The 16,369-nt window shown below is 53.0% G+C and carries 17 protein-coding genes and 1 tRNA gene; 6 read left to right on the forward strand and 12 right to left on the reverse strand.

Annotated elements, in window-relative coordinates; translation table 11 throughout:
- Positions 1 to 24 precede the first annotated feature (24 nt).
- Entirely contained in the window at positions 25 to 693 is a 669-nt protein-coding gene (locus H2508_RS12845; RefSeq protein ID WP_182174414.1) for a hypothetical protein, read from the forward strand.
- A gap of 5 nt (positions 694 to 698) precedes the next feature.
- Here the strand turns inward: H2508_RS12845 and H2508_RS15265 are convergent, their stop codons facing one another.
- The 3 genes from H2508_RS15265 to H2508_RS12860 are packed head-to-tail and all read right to left on the reverse strand — an operon-like array spanning position 699 to position 3,347.
- The gene (locus tag H2508_RS15265) at positions 699 to 1,592 is read right to left on the reverse strand and encodes a DMT family transporter (protein WP_182174416.1); all 894 of its coding nucleotides are present in this window, start codon (positions 1,590 to 1,592) and stop codon (positions 699 to 701) included.
- A 3-nt stretch (positions 1,593 to 1,595) separates the two neighbouring features.
- Positions 1,596 to 2,285 carry a thermonuclease family protein gene (locus tag H2508_RS12855; RefSeq protein WP_182174418.1) on the reverse strand — a complete coding sequence of 230 codons (690 nt, stop codon included), beginning with the start codon at positions 2,283 to 2,285 and terminating at the stop codon, positions 1,596 to 1,598.
- A 57-nt stretch (positions 2,286 to 2,342) separates the two neighbouring features.
- On the reverse strand, positions 2,343 to 3,347 hold the full coding sequence (locus tag H2508_RS12860; protein WP_182174420.1) for a zinc-dependent alcohol dehydrogenase family protein: 1,005 nt from the start codon (positions 3,345 to 3,347) through the stop codon (positions 2,343 to 2,345).
- Between the two features lie 88 nt (positions 3,348 to 3,435).
- On the opposite strand from H2508_RS12860, the gene H2508_RS12865 reads away from it, so the two are divergent.
- From H2508_RS12865 to dbpA, 3 genes are all read left to right on the forward strand, one after another.
- Entirely contained in the window at positions 3,436 to 4,986 is a 1,551-nt protein-coding gene (locus H2508_RS12865) for an AMP-binding protein (RefSeq protein WP_182174423.1), read from the forward strand.
- Positions 4,987 to 4,992: 6 nt separating this feature from the next.
- Positions 4,993 to 5,835 (forward strand): glutathione-dependent disulfide-bond oxidoreductase, encoded by an 843-nt coding sequence (gene yghU, locus H2508_RS12870; protein ID WP_182174427.1) that lies wholly within the window; start codon positions 4,993 to 4,995, stop codon positions 5,833 to 5,835.
- A gap of 152 nt (positions 5,836 to 5,987) precedes the next feature.
- Complete coding sequence (gene dbpA / locus H2508_RS12875) at positions 5,988 to 7,382, forward strand: ATP-dependent RNA helicase DbpA (protein WP_182174430.1); 1,395 nt, start codon at positions 5,988 to 5,990, stop codon at positions 7,380 to 7,382.
- 23 nt (positions 7,383 to 7,405) lie between these two features.
- On the opposite strand, the gene trhA is transcribed toward dbpA, so the two are convergent.
- From trhA to H2508_RS12890, 3 genes are all read right to left on the reverse strand, one after another.
- Positions 7,406 to 8,035 carry a PAQR family membrane homeostasis protein TrhA gene (gene trhA / locus H2508_RS12880; protein WP_182174433.1) on the reverse strand — a complete coding sequence of 210 codons (630 nt, stop codon included), beginning with the start codon at positions 8,033 to 8,035 and terminating at the stop codon, positions 7,406 to 7,408.
- Positions 8,036 to 8,100: 65 nt separating this feature from the next.
- Positions 8,101 to 9,024, reverse strand: a complete 924-nt coding sequence (locus H2508_RS12885; protein ID WP_182174436.1) for a YihY/virulence factor BrkB family protein — start codon at positions 9,022 to 9,024, stop codon at positions 8,101 to 8,103.
- Positions 9,025 to 9,104: 80 nt separating this feature from the next.
- On the reverse strand, positions 9,105 to 10,391 hold the full coding sequence (locus H2508_RS12890; RefSeq protein WP_182174439.1) for a DEAD/DEAH box helicase: 1,287 nt from the start codon (positions 10,389 to 10,391) through the stop codon (positions 9,105 to 9,107).
- 318 nt (positions 10,392 to 10,709) lie between these two features.
- Between H2508_RS12890 and H2508_RS12895 the strand changes: the two genes are divergently transcribed.
- Together H2508_RS12895 and H2508_RS12900 are read left to right on the forward strand one after the other, a co-directional pair.
- The gene (locus H2508_RS12895; protein WP_182174442.1) at positions 10,710 to 11,468 is read left to right on the forward strand and encodes an HAD family hydrolase; all 759 of its coding nucleotides are present in this window, start codon (positions 10,710 to 10,712) and stop codon (positions 11,466 to 11,468) included.
- 138 nt (positions 11,469 to 11,606) lie between these two features.
- A complete protein-coding gene (locus H2508_RS12900) occupies positions 11,607 to 12,374 on the forward strand; it encodes an esterase/lipase family protein (protein ID WP_182174445.1) in 768 nt (255 codons plus the stop codon).
- Here the strand turns inward: H2508_RS12900 and H2508_RS12905 are convergent.
- The 6 genes from H2508_RS12905 to H2508_RS12930 form a co-directional block, all read right to left on the reverse strand.
- On the reverse strand, positions 12,364 to 12,582 hold the full coding sequence (locus H2508_RS12905; RefSeq protein WP_182174448.1) for a hypothetical protein: 219 nt from the start codon (positions 12,580 to 12,582) through the stop codon (positions 12,364 to 12,366). The genes H2508_RS12900 and H2508_RS12905 overlap by 11 nt on opposite strands.
- A 254-nt stretch (positions 12,583 to 12,836) precedes the next feature.
- Positions 12,837 to 12,913 (reverse strand) — tRNA-Arg (locus H2508_RS12910).
- Between the two features lie 62 nt (positions 12,914 to 12,975).
- The gene (locus H2508_RS12915; RefSeq protein ID WP_182174451.1) at positions 12,976 to 14,583 is read right to left on the reverse strand and encodes an ABC-F family ATPase; all 1,608 of its coding nucleotides are present in this window, start codon (positions 14,581 to 14,583) and stop codon (positions 12,976 to 12,978) included.
- A gap of 155 nt (positions 14,584 to 14,738) precedes the next feature.
- Positions 14,739 to 14,951 (reverse strand): RNA-binding S4 domain-containing protein, encoded by a 213-nt coding sequence (locus tag H2508_RS12920; protein ID WP_182174454.1) that lies wholly within the window; start codon positions 14,949 to 14,951, stop codon positions 14,739 to 14,741.
- Between the two features lie 43 nt (positions 14,952 to 14,994).
- On the reverse strand, positions 14,995 to 15,381 hold the full coding sequence (locus H2508_RS12925) for a glutathione S-transferase N-terminal domain-containing protein (protein WP_182174457.1): 387 nt from the start codon (positions 15,379 to 15,381) through the stop codon (positions 14,995 to 14,997).
- Between the two features lie 142 nt (positions 15,382 to 15,523).
- Complete coding sequence (locus H2508_RS12930; protein ID WP_182174460.1) at positions 15,524 to 16,153, reverse strand: DsbA family protein; 630 nt, start codon at positions 16,151 to 16,153, stop codon at positions 15,524 to 15,526.
- Between the last annotated feature and the right edge of the window lie 216 nt (positions 16,154 to 16,369).

A 16,369-nucleotide genomic window follows, 5' to 3' on the forward strand; every position in this document is an offset into this window, starting at 1 on the left:
CAGTTGCCACCATAGGAGTAACCTGTGAAAAAGATGATCCCTCTGGCGCTGCTTAGTTTCAGTTTGGCGAGTGCTAGTCACGCGAGTTTTTTTGACAGCCTGCTCAATGCTGCAAAAGATACCGCCAAGCGAACCTCAGAAGCGCTGATAATTGAAAAAACCAATCAGCTAGTCAGTGAGCTGATTCGCGATATGTTTATCGGCTATACCTCAGTTCGGACCAAGAGCAATGAAGAGGTGACTGAGGAGTACTCCAAGGAAAACGGGTCTGTGCCGGAGAGTACGAAAGTATTTGCTTATCGTACACAGATTTATCCTAGCGCAGCGGTCAGCCCTGGCACTGAAGTTAAGGTCAAATCCTACATTGAGGTAGTGCAAGGGCGCACTAGCACAATGGCCGTGGTGGAAGAGCGTTTGACCATCTGGGATAACGAAGACAACAGCATTGCCCTGAAAAGCATGACCAAGGAAGCGGGAGAGAAAGGCGGTGGTTTCGTCGGTGAGTTTTCTTTTACCTTGCCAGAAGGTTTGCCGCAGGGTGTCTATCCAATCAGTTCAGACCTCATGCTCAATGGTGAGCTCGTGGGTGATCAGAAGCACCAGCTACAGCTGGTGATCTGGCAAGACGGTGAGCACAGCATGCGCTGGCAGTTGTCAGCGCTACCGGGCTTAGTGCAAACAGAGCTGAAGTAGGCAGTTTAGGTCTTTTGCCGGGCCCTTTTATGGCGGCCAGGGTCAAGGATTTGCAGGGTGAAGAGTGTGCCGGTGAGAATGATTGCGCAGCCCACTGCCATGTGGCTGCTGATCTTTTCATCGAGCAGCAAGGCGCCCCATAACATAGCAAATACTGGCACCAGCAAGGTGACTGAAACCGTGCGCGTGGGCCCGACATTGATAATTAAGCGATAAAATAAAATATAGGCAAAAGCCGTACACAGCGAGCCTAGCAGAGCCACATAGAGCCAGGATATGGCTGAGATCGGCCCCTCAGGCCAGTGGTAATAGGTCAATGGCAGCATTGCTAGCGCTGCAAACAGCTGGCTTAAGGTGGCCATGACCACTGGGTGGACGCCAGTTAAATAGCGTTTGGTATAGTTGGCAGATAGGCCATAACTGAAAGTGGCCCCTGTGCAGGCAATGATCGCCAAAGTGGGGCCTTCCAAGTTCAGCTGCCCGCGGCCTTGCACTAACACTAATACTCCCAAGAACCCCACGATTACCCCAAAAACTTGCCAGCGTGTTAGCCAGTCGCGCAACCAAATAGCCGCAATTAACGCGCTCCACATGGGTACGCTGGAGTTGAGTAAGGAGGTGTAGCCAGCGCTGACATGCAGGGTGGCGAAAGCCAGCAATGTGAAGGGCAGGGCGGAATTGGTGATGCCAACTACCAGCAAGTGCGGCACTGTGTGCCAGGCCAAGTGACTGCGGTAGCGGTACAACAACAGTGGTAGTAAACACAGCGCCGCGATTGCTACGCGCAACTGAATTAAGGCGATGGGCCCAAACTCAGGTGCCGCGACACGCATAAAAAGGAAAGATGCGCCCCAAATTGTGGCGAGAAAGGTGATGGTGGCAATGTCGCGTGCTTCCACTCCTTAGCGGCCGCGGTTGCGGCGGCGCCAGTCCCAAGGCGGCACCGGATCATCGTCAGCCCACAAGCCACGTTTGGCGGCGCGGGCTTCGCCTTCAGCAATTTCAAGGCGCCGCTCATGGGGGGCGTGGTAGCGGTACCACCAAGCGTAGCCTTCCTCTACTAAAGCGCGATTGACGTTCACACCATCTGCGTAGACTGTGCCGACTTGGCGGCCGTAGTTATCAGTTTCAACGACTACCACGCCCACCTCTTCGCGATATACCCGGCGAGACAGAGCTGCTTTGGCTGCTTTGCCATAGGCCTGTTGCAACTCTGGCGTGTCGATACCGTAAAACCGGATTTTGTGTTGCTTGCCACTCTTGTCTAGTAGCGACAGAGTGTCGCCATCGGATACTCGCACCACTTTGCCGTAGAGGTCGAAGTCTGGAAGGGGCTGACCTTCCCGCACCGCCCCTTGCTCTTCCAAAACGTCTTTGGCTCGATGCCAACCTGCCTCAGGTCGACTGACATACTGCTGTGCCCGATCAAGTAAATCCTTCGGCCAGGTGACTTGTCCCGTGCTCTGCCATTGAAATGCGCTGAAGGCTACAGCTAGTATCAGCAGGTTGCGCAGCCCGCGGGAGATTGAGCGATAGCGCGAGCTATGGGCCTTGCGGCTGTGCTGGCCGCGCAGGAATGGGGGCAGTTTCATAGACTTCCGGATTCAGCGTATTGTTGAGGCAGCGACTTTAGGCTAGCCAGCCGCAGGCTAAATAGTAATGCAAATCTTGCCAAAGTGCTGCTGTGATTCTTGATGGCGGAAAGCTGCAGCTAGCTCCTCTAGCGGGAAGTGGCTGTCGATCACTGGTTGCAACTGATTGGCTTCAATGGCGCTGACCATATCTTGCTGATGCATTTGGCTGCCAACTGTAATGCCGCTGATGCGGGCATTTTTTTGGAATAGCTCTGCTGTGGGGACTTCACCGGAGATGCCGGTCAATACGCCGATCATGCTGATACAGCCACTGTAGGCCACGGCCCGGACCGATTGCGCGACAGTAGCAGATCCGCCAACTTCAACGACTAAGTCGGCACCGTGGCCAGCGGTGAGCTCCAGCACGCGATTACCCCATTCGGGCGTCTCGCGATAATTGATCAGATGTTCCGCGCCCAGAGACTCCAGTCGGGCTAACTTATCATTGGATGAGGAGGTGGCGATCACTCGGCAGCCCATCATGCGAGCAAACTGTAGCGCGAAGAGGGACACGCCACCGCTGCCTTGGATAAGCACCCAGTCCCCGGGGCGCAGGTGAGTTTCTACCATCAGAGCCCGCCAGGCAGTGAGCGCAGCGCAGGGTAGCGTTGCAGCGGCATCAAAGTCGAGATGACTGGGCATGCGTCCAAAACAGGATACAGGCATCGTCACTGATTGCGCAGCGAAGCCGTCTACGTTATCCCCGGGCACTCCTGCCATAACTGCTTGAGTGGCGCTCCCCGCGAGCCAGTGAGGAAAAAAGTGGCTGATAACTTTATCGCCCGGCTGGAAAGCAGTTACACCCTCACCTACGGCGCGGACAACGCCTGCGCCATCGGACATTGGTATGCGACCATCCGCGGCGGGAATGAGGCCTACTACTACTGCATAGTCGTGAAAGTTCAGCGAGCTGGCTTTGATATCTACTTGTACTTCGCCGGCAAGGGGTGCTCTGGCTTCAATAGTGGTGAGCTGTAATTGGTCTAGACCGCCGGGGGCTTTGAGGCGCATGGCTTGCATTGCTTCTCTCCATTTGGGTTTGAGTCGTTAGCACCTTCTCAGTCTGCTCTATGCTAACCTGCGGCGCAAACAGCAGTGGGGGACCTTAATGGAAAGATCAGAGGGTGGGGCGGCTGGACGACCCCACACATTGCAGCAAATCATTAGTGAGCAGGCGCGCAAACAAGCCTCAGCGACCGCCCTCTGGTGGCAAGGTGAGGGAATCTCTTATGCAGCGCTTGAGCAGCGCGTGAGTACTGCTGCCGGCCGTTTAGCAGCTGGGGGAGCACTGGGTGACCGGGTGGCAGTATTGGCTTGGAATTGCCCGGAATTTATTGAGCTGATCTATGCAGTGCCGGCCAGTGGTCGGATCTTAGTACCTTTGAACGCCCGGCTGGCACCGGCGGAATGGTCCTATCAGCTGCGTGCGGCGGGGGTGAGCACGCTTATTGGAGATGCTCAATTACTTGAGCTTTTACAGCAACACGGTGACTTGCCGTCAGAACTTGAGTGCATCGCCTTGGGTGAGCCCTACGCAGCTTGGCTGCAGAGCGGGCCGAGTGCTGCTTTGCCTCAAAGTAATACAGATGATCCGGTGTGGATTCTTTATACCTCAGGCTCTACGGGGCGACCTAAAGGAGCCGTGCTAACTCACCGTTCATTTTTAGCTGGCTTGGAATCGGCGGCTCTGGGGCGGCCAGTACTGGCCAGCGACCGTTATTTTTATCCTTTCCCGCTGTTTCACGTGGCGGCACATAATGTGCTGCTACAGCACCTGTACGGTGCGGCAGTAGTGCTCGCGGAGCGTTTCGATGCGGCTGAAACCCTCGCCGCTTGTCGCGAACTCGGGGTGACTACGATGTCCTTGGCGCCAACGATGATAGCTATGTTGCTGGATCATCCAGACTTTGCAGCGAAAGATTTGGCCACAGTGCGGACCATTGGTTACGGCGCCTCGGCGATGCCTGAAACACTACTGCAGCGCTTGTTAAGTGAAACAACTGTCGGTTTGTGTCAGAGCTACGGTATGACAGAACTCTCGGGCAGCATTGCTTTTCTAACACCTGAAGACCATGCTCTAGCAGCCACTGAGCGACCGGAGCTGCTAAAGTCTGTGGGCCGTCCACTGACTACGGCGACGCTGCGCTTGGTCGATGATGCAGGACAGGATTGTCCTCAGGGCGATAGCGGTGAAATCGTCGTGCGGGCCGCGCAGTGTATGCTCGAATACTGGCAGCAGCCCAAGGAAAGTGCGGAGGCCTTGCGCGATGGTTGGTTGCACACCGGCGATGTGGGCCGTTTCGACGATGAGGGTTATCTCTACCTAGTCGATCGCAAGAAGGACATGATCATCAGTGGCGGTGAAAATATTGCCTCGCGGGAAGTGGAAGAGGTGTTGCGGAAACACCCTGCGCTGCGCGATTGTGCCGTGGTCGGCGTGCCCGATGCGCGTTGGGGTGAGGCTGTTGCAGCCTTTGTGGTAATGAGTGAGCAGATAGATGATGCCGCACTAGAGGCCCATTGTCGGCAATGGTTGGCAGCTTATAAAACACCTAAATACTGGCAGCGTCTTAGCGAGCTACCATTAAATGCTAGTGCTAAAGTTGATAAACCGCAGTTGCGACAGCGCATGCAAAACTATTTATTGAAGGAGGGATAGTGATCTATGTCTGACTCTAATTATGTGCCGCCCCGTGTCTGGCGCTGGGACGCTCAGGACGGTGGCCGCTTCACTAATATCAATCGCCCGATTGCTGGGCCAACACATGACAAAGAGTTGCCGGTGGGCAAGCACCCACTTCAACTGTATTCATTAGCGACACCCAATGGCATAAAAGTGACCATCATGCTGGAGGAGTTGTTGGCCCTGGGTAAAAAGGATGCGGAGTACGACGCCTATCTGATCAATATTTCCGAAGGCGATCAGTTCGGCAGCGGCTTTGTGGCAGTGAACCCTAACTCAAAGATACCGGCCCTAGTGGATCGCAGCACAGCCACGCCGACCAGGGTGTTTGAGTCGGGCGCTATCCTGATGTATCTGGCGGAAAAGTTTGGCGCCTTTTTGCCCACAGAGCCAGCTGAACGAGCGGAGTGTTTGTCCTGGTTATTTTGGCAAATGGGTAGCACCCCTTTCTTGGGCGGTGGTTTTGGCCATTTTTACGCCTATGCGCCGGAAAAACTTGAGTACCCAATTAACCGCTACACCATGGAAGTGAAGCGTCAGCTTGACGTATTAGATCGCAACTTGGCTGAGCGCCAATTCCTCAGCGGTGATAACTACACTATCGCCGATATGGCCACTTACCCCTGGTATGGCGTATTGGTTACCGGTGATATCTACGATGCTCAGGAATTTCTTGATGTAGGTATTTATAAAAACGTGCAGCGCTGGGCTGAAGAAATTGAAACGCGGCCTGCGGTGCAGCGAGGGCGGCGTGTCAATCGAGTCTGGGGTGCCGAAGAGGAGCGAGTACCGGAGCGTCACGACGCCAGTGATCTGGACCTCTAAGAACCATCTAGGGTAGTGCCAAAGTAGCAGTGAATGCGCAGTAGTTGTGCAGAACTAGGCGACAATGTGCCAAAGGCAGCTAGGCCGCGGCATGTTATGATCGCGCCTCATGCACGCTGCTGCGCTTTTATTACTGGATCCTCTAAATAACTATGTCTTCAAAGCCCTCCTCCAAGTTATCTTTTACCAAGCTCCCACTATCGCCAGCCATGCTGGATAACCTGGATTCCCTCGGCTACCGGGAGATGACTGCGATTCAGGCAGCATCTTTGCCATTGGCATTAAGTGGGCAGGACCTGATAGCGCAAGCAGAAACTGGCAGTGGTAAAACAGCCGCCTTTGCATTGCCTCTACTGAGTCATTTGAACCCGCGTGACTTTGGTACCCAGGCTTTAGTGCTATGCCCGACGCGAGAGCTAGCGACACAGGTGGCGCAAGAGATCAGGCGATTAGCCCGCCACCAGCAGAACATTAAGGTGGTAACGCTCTGTGGCGGTCAGCCAATCGGCCCGCAGATTGGTTCCTTAGAGCACGGTGCACATGTAGTGGTGGGGACGCCAGGGCGCATTACAGACCATCTGCGCAAGCAAACACTGTCCTTAGAGCGGGTCGCCATGCTGGTCTTGGATGAGGCCGATCGGATGCTGGAAATGGGCTTTGAGGAAGACCTGTCGAGAATTGTCGACCGCATACCACAAAGCCGGCAGACACTGTTGTTTTCTGCTACCTACCCGCAGGATATAGAGCGCTTAAGCGCGCGCTTTCAGCGTCAAGCTAAGCGCGTAGCTGTTAGCTCACAGTTGACGCTAGACAACATTGAAGAGCGCTTCTTTATCTGCTCGCAGTCAAAGCGTGTCGAGGGGCTGGCCAAGCTATTACAGCACTTTAGGCCGAGCTCAGCTGTTATTTTCTGTAATACTAAGCAATTGGTGAGAGAGGTGGAAAGCTTCTTGCAGGCCGAGGGTCTGGCAGCACTTGCCCTGCATGGAGATATGGAGCAGCGGGATCGTGATCAGGTGTTAATTCAGTTTAAACAGCAAAGCTGTTCATTGCTCGTCGCTAGTGACGTAGCGGCACGAGGCCTTGATATCGATGACCTACCCGCAGTGATTAACTTTGAACTGCCGCGTGATCCAGACACTTATGTGCACCGTATTGGTCGTACTGGGCGGGCCGGAAAAGAAGGTCTTGCGCTAAACCTATTCGCTGATAATGAGCGCTATAAACTCGATCGTTTGGCTGAAGCATTGGGCCGAGAGCTGAGCTTTGAAAGTTTGGAAGAGCTATCTGGGGCGGCTGAGTCACCTGCGCCAGCGCCTTTCGTAACGCTTTGTATTGCCGGTGGCAAAAAACAAAAAGTGCGTGCCGGGGACATTCTTGGGGCGCTGACTGGTGAGGCAGGCATTCCCGCTGCCGCAGTGGGCAAGATCTCAATCACTGACTTTCAGTCTTACGTGGCCATTGCGCGGGAGCAGGCTGACGCCGCGCTGGGTCGCTTGCTCAATGGCAGGATTAAGGGCCGTAAATTTAAGGTTAGGCGCCTTTAATCGCCGATCTACCCGGTACTAACTCAGTGAACATAGCCGATGACGGCAATAAAGTGGCACAGGCTACCGGCGACTACAAAAAGGTGCCAAGCACCGTGGGCATAGCTGAGTTTGGCAATTTTATCCAGCAAGTAAAAAACCACGCCGGTAGTGTAGGCCAAGCCGCCGTAAACCAGCCAGTCGAAGCCAGCACTGGGAAGGGCTTGCCGCAGGCTCTCTAAATCGTAGACGCAGGCCCAGCCCATGGCTAGATAGGCCGCAATCTGAAAAGCTTTTACGGCGCGTCCAGATAGGAATATTTCACTTAAAATACCGACTAAAGCCATAGCCCATACAATGCTAAGAATGAGCCAGCCATTGCCATCTCTAAGAGTTACCAGCATAAAAGGGGTATAGCTGCCGGCGATCAGCAGATAAATAGAAACGTGATCGAATATTTGGAATAGCTTCTTGAGGCCTGGCGGAGAGAAGCTGTGATACAAGGTCGACATGGTATAGAGCAGTACCATGGTTATGCCAAAGACGGTAAAACTGGCCAAGACCCAGGGGTCGCCGCTCTGTAATCCTATGGTGAGTAGGGCGCCTAGGCCCACTAAGGCCAGCACAGCACCAATCAGGTGGCTGATGCTATTGAGACGTTCTCCTTCGTACATTGTATCTTCTGTTCTCCTCTAGCCTACTTATAGGCGAGACTTTAGCTCGTCTCGCTAAGAATTATCTAGTTGAGTTCGTCTTCTATCAGCTCGTGACGCACTCGTACGGCCACATTGCGAGGGTGGATGATCAAACCTCTTGCCTGCAAGTGCGCTCTGGTGAAGGCCGCGCCATAGAGCAAAATAAGGGAGGAGTAGTTCACCCACAGCAGTAAGAGTACCAGAGAGCCAGCTGCACCATAGGTTGAAGCAGTGGCGGTATAGGACAAATACAGCGCGATCAGAGATCGGCCCACGGTGAAGAGCAGGGCAGTTAATACGGATCCGACAGCCACATCACGCCAGCTTAAGCGCACATCGGGTAAAACTTTGAAGATAGTGCCAAACAGTAGTGAAGCCACCAAAATAGATAGCAGAGTATCCATTAGGCTAAAAGCAACGTTGTACCAGGGCAGCCAGCCCTGCACATTATTCAACACAACCCGTAAGCCAACGCTCAAAGATAGAGACACCAGCATGACAAAGCCTACCGCCAACACAATAGTGAGGGAGGTGAAACGTTTGCGTAAAAAAATCAGCAGGCTGTTGCGCGAGGGTTTGGGTACTACGCCCCAAATAGAGTTAAGCGAGTTCTGCATTTGGCCAAATACTGTAGTTGCCCCAACTAACATGGCGAGTATTCCACCCACAGTAGCTAACAACCCTCCTTCTTTGAGGCTCGATTGAGAGACGGCGCTTTGCACGGCCTCAGCCGCTTCGGGGCCAATGGTTTCCTGTAGTTGCGTGGCAATCTGACCCTGAGCAGCTTCCTGTCCGTAAAACACCCCGATCACAGAGACAATAACGATCATTACCGGGGCGATAGAAAAGAGGGTGAAGAAGGCAAGGGAGCCAGCGTTAGCAAAGGCTTTGCTGTCTAGCCAGATCTTCGCAGCGTGCTGGAAGATCTGGAGCCAGTATTTGACGAGTTTAAGCAGCTGTTGGGCCATAATATGCAAGCGAACTCCAGTATGCTCGATTGAAATTTGGCCCCTTATTGTAGCCGATTGCTAGTGCTCTGTATGAACAGTTATCCAGCGCGGCGCTGACGAGTCTGCGCCTGAGCGCGACCGCCTGCCGAACGATTGGCGCTAGCGCGGCCACGGTTGGCATTGCCGCGATTGCCAGCTTGGCTGCGACCGCCGCCGCGACCATTTTGAATAGGCTCGGGTTTAATGCTGGGGTCGACATCGAAGCCGGGCATGTTGACCTTCTCGATCGGCGAACCCAGTACACGCTCGATATCTTTCAGCAGTTTTAGCTCATCGACACAGACCAGTGAGACCGCGTGCCCTTCCTGTCCGGCGCGGGCGGTACGGCCAATGCGGTGTACATAGTCTTCCGCTACGTTGGGCAGTTCAAAGTTAACCACATGCGGTAGCTTATCGATATCGATGCCGCGTGCTGCTATATCAGTGGCGACCAATACACGAACGGCGCCGGATTTAAAATCAGCTAGAGCTCGGGTTCGAGCACCTTGAGATTTGTTACCGTGGATAGCAGCGGATTTAATACCATCTTTATCCAATTGCTCTGCCAGCTTGTTGGCACCGTGCTTAGTGCGAGTAAATACCAACACCTGCTGCCAATTACCTTCGCCAATAATTTGTGACAAGAGTTCGCGCTTGCGCTTTTTGTCGACCGGATAAACTACCTGGCTGACCAGTTCGGCGGCGGTATTCTGCGGGGTAACCTGAATTTCTGCCGGTTGGTTTAGGAACTCCGCTGCCAGGCCTTTGATCTCTTTCGAGAAGGTGGCGGAGAACAGTAGCGTCTGGCGCGACTTGGGGATCACATTGAGGATCTTCCGAATGTCTCGAATAAAGCCCATGTCGAGCATGCGGTCTGCTTCGTCCAAGACTAAAATCTCTACGCGAGATAGGTCAACGCTGCGCTGCTGTACGTGATCTAGCAGGCGCCCGGGAGTGGCAACAATAATGTCCACACCCTTGATGAGTTTTTGTTTCTGCGGGTTAATGCTAACGCCACCGAAGATAACTGCAGAGCGGAATGGCAGGTACTGGCCGTAATCGCGAACGCTGTCGTGTACTTGTGCAGCTAGTTCACGAGTTGGAGTGAGAACCAATACACGAGGGTGGCGTTTACTGCCTTCGCTGGCTGAGTTCTGTAGGCGTTGTAGTACAGGCAGGGTAAAGCCGGCGGTTTTTCCGGTGCCAGTCTGCGCACCAGCTAGTACGTCTTTACCTTCGAGTACTAGTGGAATAGCTTGTTGTTGGATCGGGGTTGCTTCGTCGTAGCCCTGTTTTTGGACAGCACGCAGCAGTTCAGCCGAAAGGCTGAGGTCTTTAAATAACATGAATAGATAGCTCCTGATTCTCTCGATATGAGAGTGCCTGACCAGAGTGCAGAGTCGTTTGAAGGTACTCGCTTTTGGTTCGGTCCAGGCTTGAAAATTTCGCAAGGGATCTGCCGGCACGTCGCGTGCGGCGGATGTGAGGCGCAGACCGAAGTGCGCCAAGACGGGATGCACTATACCAGAGCGGGGGTCAAAAGATAGCGCTTATTGTCCTGTTCAAGTTTTACGGCCTCTTGAGTTGGTGCTTAGATGAGATCATAGGGTCGATAGCTCAAGACATAATAGGCATCATAGGCAGCGACAATGATGGAGTTTATTATGCTCAAAGCACTATTTCTCGACATGGATGAAACACTCTGCGACACCCTCGGCGCTAATGCGGTTGCCAAGCAAAAAATGGCACAGCACTTGCGTGAACTAGCGGGCACTTCCTTTGACGCTAAGCAAATGGCAGAAGATTATGTGGATGGCATTTACCGGCACTGGTCTGATAGTCAGCGCGAGCGATACCTGCCGATCATTGAGCAAAGCAGTGAAGGTGAGTTCCGGGTACAGTTGATATTGGACCTGTTGCACGAACAAGGGATCCATAGCGTCGATAGCGAGGCAGCCCAGGATTTGCAGCAGGCCTTTGACCGCAATCGCCTAGAAGCCTTTGACTTTTATCCGGGTATTCCTGAGTTTTTGCTGGAGGCGCGAGAGCTCTTTACTTTGGTAGTGATAACTAACGGCCCTGAGTTTTCTCAAATACCTAAAGTGGAGAAGATTAAGCTCGCCGATTATGTCGACCATATTATTATTGGTGGCCAAGAGCCGGAGCAAAAGCCCGCTTCCTCTATTTTTGAGAAGGCTCTGAAACTGGCTCAGTGCGAAGCACATGAAGCCATTCATGTGGGTGATAGTTTGGCCGCAGATATTGCTGGTGCCGATTACTGTGGGATTACCACGGTCTGGGTTCAGCATCAGCAAGCGCTAGATGCAGAGTTGGGAATTAATCCACAGCACAGTGTATTTCACCCAAGTGAGATACCCGCTTTAATTCGCGAGCTACACAGTAACGGCCATAACAGTCATTAGTTACCATCTTATTGTGTGTTGCTGGCGAGGCTAGCTGTGAAACAATGCTGCAGTCTAGAATTTAGGCAAGCGCTTACCCCTTGCAAGGGGCTTAGTTGATTAACTGGCTCCGCTAGCTTGCCCTTTGGAGCATCGCTCATGAATACCTTTCCGCCACCCCCGCCACTGAACTTAGCCTTAAGTGAAATGCCCCGAGCAGCTTATGAAGGACTGCGTGCATTTGTCAGTATGCGCAGCCTACTGCGCGAATACCGGACTTGCGGAGAAGGCGATCCCGTTTTGGTGCTGCCAGGCTATGGCGCATCTGATAGCTCTACAGCCTTTATCCGCTACTTTCTCAAACAGATCGGCTTCGCTAGTCATGCGCTAGCGCTTGGTCGCAATCTTGAGAATGCCGAAGACCGTATTCGCAGTGTTGATGATGCGACTCGCTTTCGGGAAAAAATGGGCTCCCTGGTGGTCTCGAGAGTGCGCGAGTTGGCGGAACAGGCTGGCACAAGTATCAGCTTGGTGGGCTGGAGTATGGGTGGTCTCTACGCAGTTGATGCTGCTAGAGAGGTACCTGAACTGCTGCGGCAGGTGATTACCCTGGGCTCGCCCTTTGGCGACCCGCGAGGCACCAGTCTTTTTACGCTAATGCGTCGCTTGAGTGGTAGTACAGTCCCGCTAGAAACTCAAGACTTTGGAAGTTGGTTGGCAAAGGCATCCGTCTCCGAAGTGCCCACCAAAGTGATTTACAGTGTGCGAGACGGAATTGTCGGCACAGGTATTGCACGACTGCCAGAGTCGCCGACTACTGAACACTGCCAGATTAATTCAAGCCATATTGGCTTTGCACATAATCCCGATGCTTTGAGCGAAGTGGCAAGTACCCTGCTTAACGCCCGTCCGCTACTCAGGCCTTAGGCGGGTAGGGCTTGCCGTAGAGCTCTGCTGCTGCCTGGCCCATGTATAGAATGGCCTCGGCACGATCGCGCGCTGATCTCAGGGCGGTGGCCGCTGCTAGATTGTGTTGCCCAGCAACATGAATGGGTTTTCTGCCAAGGTTGGCCAGCGCTTCGTCTACTACCGCATCGGGTAACAACTTCAATGCCGTGAGCCGCTTCAAGCTCATCTTTGAGTGCTAGTAGCAGTGGCTCCCGCCTAGCACAATGAGCACTAAGTTCAGGCCGCGCTCGGCCAGCTTCTGAGCGAAGCTTCTGCCTATGCCTTCGGAGGCACCGGCAATTAAGGCCCACTCGCCATACTGCTATTTGAAGTTTTGCACGTTGATACCTGCGAGTGGTGTTCAGAGGGCATTAGGGCGAGCGGTGTATCGCTAGCGTGTAGCGAGCTGCAGTCATTGCGACAGAAATGCACCAAAGAAATTGGCACGCCCGGAGAGATTCGAACTCCCGACCAACTGGTTCGAAGCCAGTTACTCTATCCAGCTGAGCTACGGGCGCAACGGACCGACAATTATAGGTAAGAAAGCGCCGTGCGCCTAGCCCTAATTAAAATTGGCCTGTTAAGCGGCTTTTGCTTCAGCTCTTGCTTTGTCAGCTAAGTATTCATCATAGCTGCCTTGGAAATCGACCAAGCTTTGATTTTTGATTTCAATTACACGAGTGGCCAGAGAGGACACAAACTGACGGTCGTGGCTAACAAAAATCAGGGTGCCATCATAATTGTCGAGTGCCTTGTTTAGCGCCTCGATGGATTCCATATCCATGTGGTTGGTCGGCTCATCCATAATGAGCACGTTGGTGTCCATCATCATCAACTTGCCGAACAGCAGGCGGTTTTTTTCACCACCCGAGCACACAGCGGCTTTTTTGTTGGCGTCATCTGCGGTGAACAATAGGCGTCCAAGAATGCCGCGCACAGCGAGGTCGTCGTGTTTAGGCGTGCGCCACTGTGACATCCATTCAAAAATAGTGAGATCGCCTTCGAAATCGGCCGTGCTATCCTGAGGGCAGTAGCCAATTTGGGCGTTCTCAGACCATTTAATCTCACCGCTGTTGGCTTGTATTTCATCGATCAGGCAGCGCAGGAAGGTGGTCTTGCCCGCGCCATTTTCACCGATCACTGCCAGGCGCGAGCCGGCATCTAAAATCATGTCCGTGTCTTTGAATAGCGGGCTTCCATCGAAGCCGTGGGATAAGCCTTTTAAAGTCAGCGCCTGACGATGCAGTTTTTTACATTGTTTAAAAGTAATATAGGGCGAGATGCGGCTAGAGCGTTTGATCTCATCTAGCTTAATCTTTTCCATTTTTTTGGCGCGAGAGCTAGCCTGCTTAGCCTTTGAAGCATTGGCTGAGAAACGATTCACAAAGCTTTGTAGCTCTTCTAGTTCAGCGGTCTTTTTGGCATTGCCTGCACGCAACTGATCTTGGATAAGGGTGGATGCGGCGACAAAGGCTTCGTAGTTACCCGGATAGATGCGCAGCTCGCCATAATCGATATCTGCCATGTGGGTACACACAGCGTTGAGGAAGTGGCGATCGTGAGAAATGATAATCATGGTGCTGCGGCGCTGTTTTAGCACTTCGGCTAGCCAGTTAATGGTATGGATGTCCAAGTTGTTGGTCGGCTCATCCAGCAGCAAAATATCGGGGTCGGCAAATAGTGCCTGGGCCAGCAATACGCGCAGCTTCCAGCCCGGTGCGACCTGCTTCATTAGGCCAAAGTGCAGCGCTTCATCGATGCCCGCTTCAAGCAAGATTTCGCCAGCGCGACTTTCTGCGCTGTAACCATCCATTTCGGCAAACTGCACTTCCAGTTCGGCGACGCGCATGCCGTCCTCTTCGCTCATTTCTGGCAGCGAATAAATACGGTCGCGCTCCTGCTTAACTTGCCACAGCTTGGTGTCGCCCATAATCACTGCGTCAACCACACTGTACTCTTCAAAGGCAAACTGATCTTGACTCAAAATGCCCAGGCTGCAGCCTGATTCAATAGACACATTGCCGGCAGTTGGCGTGAGTGCGCCGCTAAGGATCTTCATAAAGGTCGATTTACCGCAGCCATTAGCGCCGATCAAGCCATAGCGATTGCCGTTGCCGAATTTGGCGGAAATGTTTTCAAACAGCGGCTGGGCACCGAACTGCATGGTGATGTTTGCGGTGGTGATCAAGAGCGTATTCCTGCGGGTTTGGAGAGTAAGGATGGTGGAGAATGAAGGTGCTATAGCAGAGACCTACAGCGGGCCGCGGACTATACGGGCTTAGTGCTGGGCTGTCGAGGTGTTTCTTTGCTAAGTGGCTCCTCGGAGCCACTTAGCAGGGATGTTTAGATCAGTTTGAGTTGCAGGGTTTCCTCGCGAAACTCGATAATATCTCCGCTGAGCATTTTTCGCCGACGCCGGGTTTCAACCTCACCATTGACGCTGACAAAACCTTCGCCGATCAAGAGCTTGGCTTCGCCCCCGGTGGCGACTAGGCCTTCGAATTTCAGAATTTTATAGAGCTCAACGGGCTCTTTGTTAATTTCAACAATTCTCATGAGTGACTGCCTGAATATACTGTGGGCTAGGTGATGTTTTAACTTAGGCCCTAGAGCTCTGAGTCACGCCACTAAAGCGGTTTTCGAGGTAGTTGACGATGTCGGATGATTCATACATCCACTCTATGGCGCCTTGTTCGTTCACTATGCGCAAGCATGGCACTTTCAGACGGCCACCGCCAGCAAGTAGCTCTTCCTTCGCAGTAGCTGAGCGCTTGACGTCCCGCACTTGAATATCTAGCGACAGTCGCGTCATTGCCCGGCGAACTTTGACACAAAATGGACAGGCCTCATATTGGTACAGCTGTAAAGCGCTGGTCTGCTGGTCGATAATGGCCTGATCTTGTGCGTCGCGCTGCATGCCCTTTGGCTTAAACAGCCAGTTAAAAAACAAAATTAGCTTGCCAAGGATCAAGCGGATAAGGGCCATGCTGGACTCCATTGCGGGGTGGGTGAGTGTTCGCTACTTGTTTGTGAGTCTGCAGCTCATCTCGACCAAGTAGCCGGGGGCGTATTCTATAGATTAGCGCTGAGAATCATAGACGATGATGAGTTTGGCTATGGTTGTTCCTTTAGTGTTGAGACTCTAGCGACGCAGTGCGGCAAATGGCTTCCAGCATCGGGGCATGAGATTGATAGTCAATATCGATAGCGTTTAGCTTGTTGCCATGAACGAGTACTAACGAGGGAAATGAGCGCACGCCCAATTGGCGCCGCAGGGCGAAGTCATTGTGTAGCTCTTGCTCTATTTCAGCGCTGCTCAGGTCGTTGCTAAATTGAGCTGTATCCAAGTTCAACTCAGCGGCAAGGTCGATAAGGGTGCTGTTGTCTGAGGGGTTCATCGCACGCAGATAGTAGGCGCGTTGAATGGCATCAATCATTGCCAGTTCCGCTCCTTGTCTGCGCGCAGCTAATACCGCGCGGCAAGCTGGGTAAGTGGAGCGCCGAGGCTGACAGTCACGCCAAAAGTCGAAATTAAAGCTGGCCCCTGTGCGCTCTGCTACGTCCCGCCAGTAGCCCGCAATAGTTGCCTGTTGCTCTAGGGGCATTGCTTGCTCGCTATCGGCTGCTAAGCCACCGACTACGTTGACGACCTTCACAGTGTTGGGCAGCGCTGCACATAAGTGGTCCCAGGAGCGACGAAAGCCCCAGCACCAACTGCACATTGGGTCATGGACGTAGTACAAAATGGCCGTGCTCATTATTTGATTACCTTTGCAAAGGTCGATAGCTGTTAGATAAAGTGAAGTGAGACTGTTTAAGCCCTAGGCTCGAAGCATCACTGCTCTAAAACTTAAGCGCTCCAGAAACAGATAAAGCCTTACTGCTGTCGATGCCAGAGATAACACTTGGCGCTAAGGCCTGTAAGATGATTACATACACAGAATATAAAAACACTGCGATGAAAAATCCAGGAG

This window comes from Sediminihaliea albiluteola (genome assembly GCF_014077625.1).
Classification (GTDB): Bacteria; Pseudomonadota; Gammaproteobacteria; order Pseudomonadales; family Halieaceae; genus Sediminihaliea; species Sediminihaliea albiluteola.

What these genes read in the sequence shown, in the direction of transcription:
- trhA (WP_182174433.1), bottom strand. Translation starts at nt 8,035, where the DNA reads ATGTACGAAGGAGAACGTCTCAATAGCATCAGCCACCTGATTGGTGCT.
- H2508_RS12900 (WP_182174445.1), top strand. Translation starts at nt 11,607, where the DNA reads ATGAATACCTTTCCGCCACCCCCGCCACTGAACTTAGCCTTAAGTGAA.
- H2508_RS12930 (WP_182174460.1), bottom strand. Translation starts at nt 16,153, where the DNA reads ATGAGCACGGCCATTTTGTACTACGTCCATGACCCAATGTGCAGTTGG.
- H2508_RS12890 (WP_182174439.1), bottom strand. Translation starts at nt 10,391, where the DNA reads ATGTTATTTAAAGACCTCAGCCTTTCGGCTGAACTGCTGCGTGCTGTC.
- H2508_RS12905 (WP_182174448.1), bottom strand. Translation starts at nt 12,582, where the DNA reads ATGAGCTTGAAGCGGCTCACGGCATTGAAGTTGTTACCCGATGCGGTA.
- H2508_RS12925 (WP_182174457.1), bottom strand. Translation starts at nt 15,381, where the DNA reads ATGGCCCTTATCCGCTTGATCCTTGGCAAGCTAATTTTGTTTTTTAAC.
- H2508_RS12895 (WP_182174442.1), top strand. Translation starts at nt 10,710, where the DNA reads ATGCTCAAAGCACTATTTCTCGACATGGATGAAACACTCTGCGACACC.
- H2508_RS12920 (WP_182174454.1), bottom strand. Translation starts at nt 14,951, where the DNA reads ATGAGAATTGTTGAAATTAACAAAGAGCCCGTTGAGCTCTATAAAATT.
- H2508_RS12865 (WP_182174423.1), top strand. Translation starts at nt 3,436, where the DNA reads ATGGAAAGATCAGAGGGTGGGGCGGCTGGACGACCCCACACATTGCAG.
- H2508_RS12885 (WP_182174436.1), bottom strand. Translation starts at nt 9,024, where the DNA reads ATGGCCCAACAGCTGCTTAAACTCGTCAAATACTGGCTCCAGATCTTC.
- H2508_RS12860 (WP_182174420.1), bottom strand. Translation starts at nt 3,347, where the DNA reads ATGCAAGCCATGCGCCTCAAAGCCCCCGGCGGTCTAGACCAATTACAG.
- H2508_RS12855 (WP_182174418.1), bottom strand. Translation starts at nt 2,285, where the DNA reads ATGAAACTGCCCCCATTCCTGCGCGGCCAGCACAGCCGCAAGGCCCAT.
- yghU (WP_182174427.1), top strand. Translation starts at nt 4,993, where the DNA reads ATGTCTGACTCTAATTATGTGCCGCCCCGTGTCTGGCGCTGGGACGCT.
- dbpA (WP_182174430.1), top strand. Translation starts at nt 5,988, where the DNA reads ATGTCTTCAAAGCCCTCCTCCAAGTTATCTTTTACCAAGCTCCCACTA.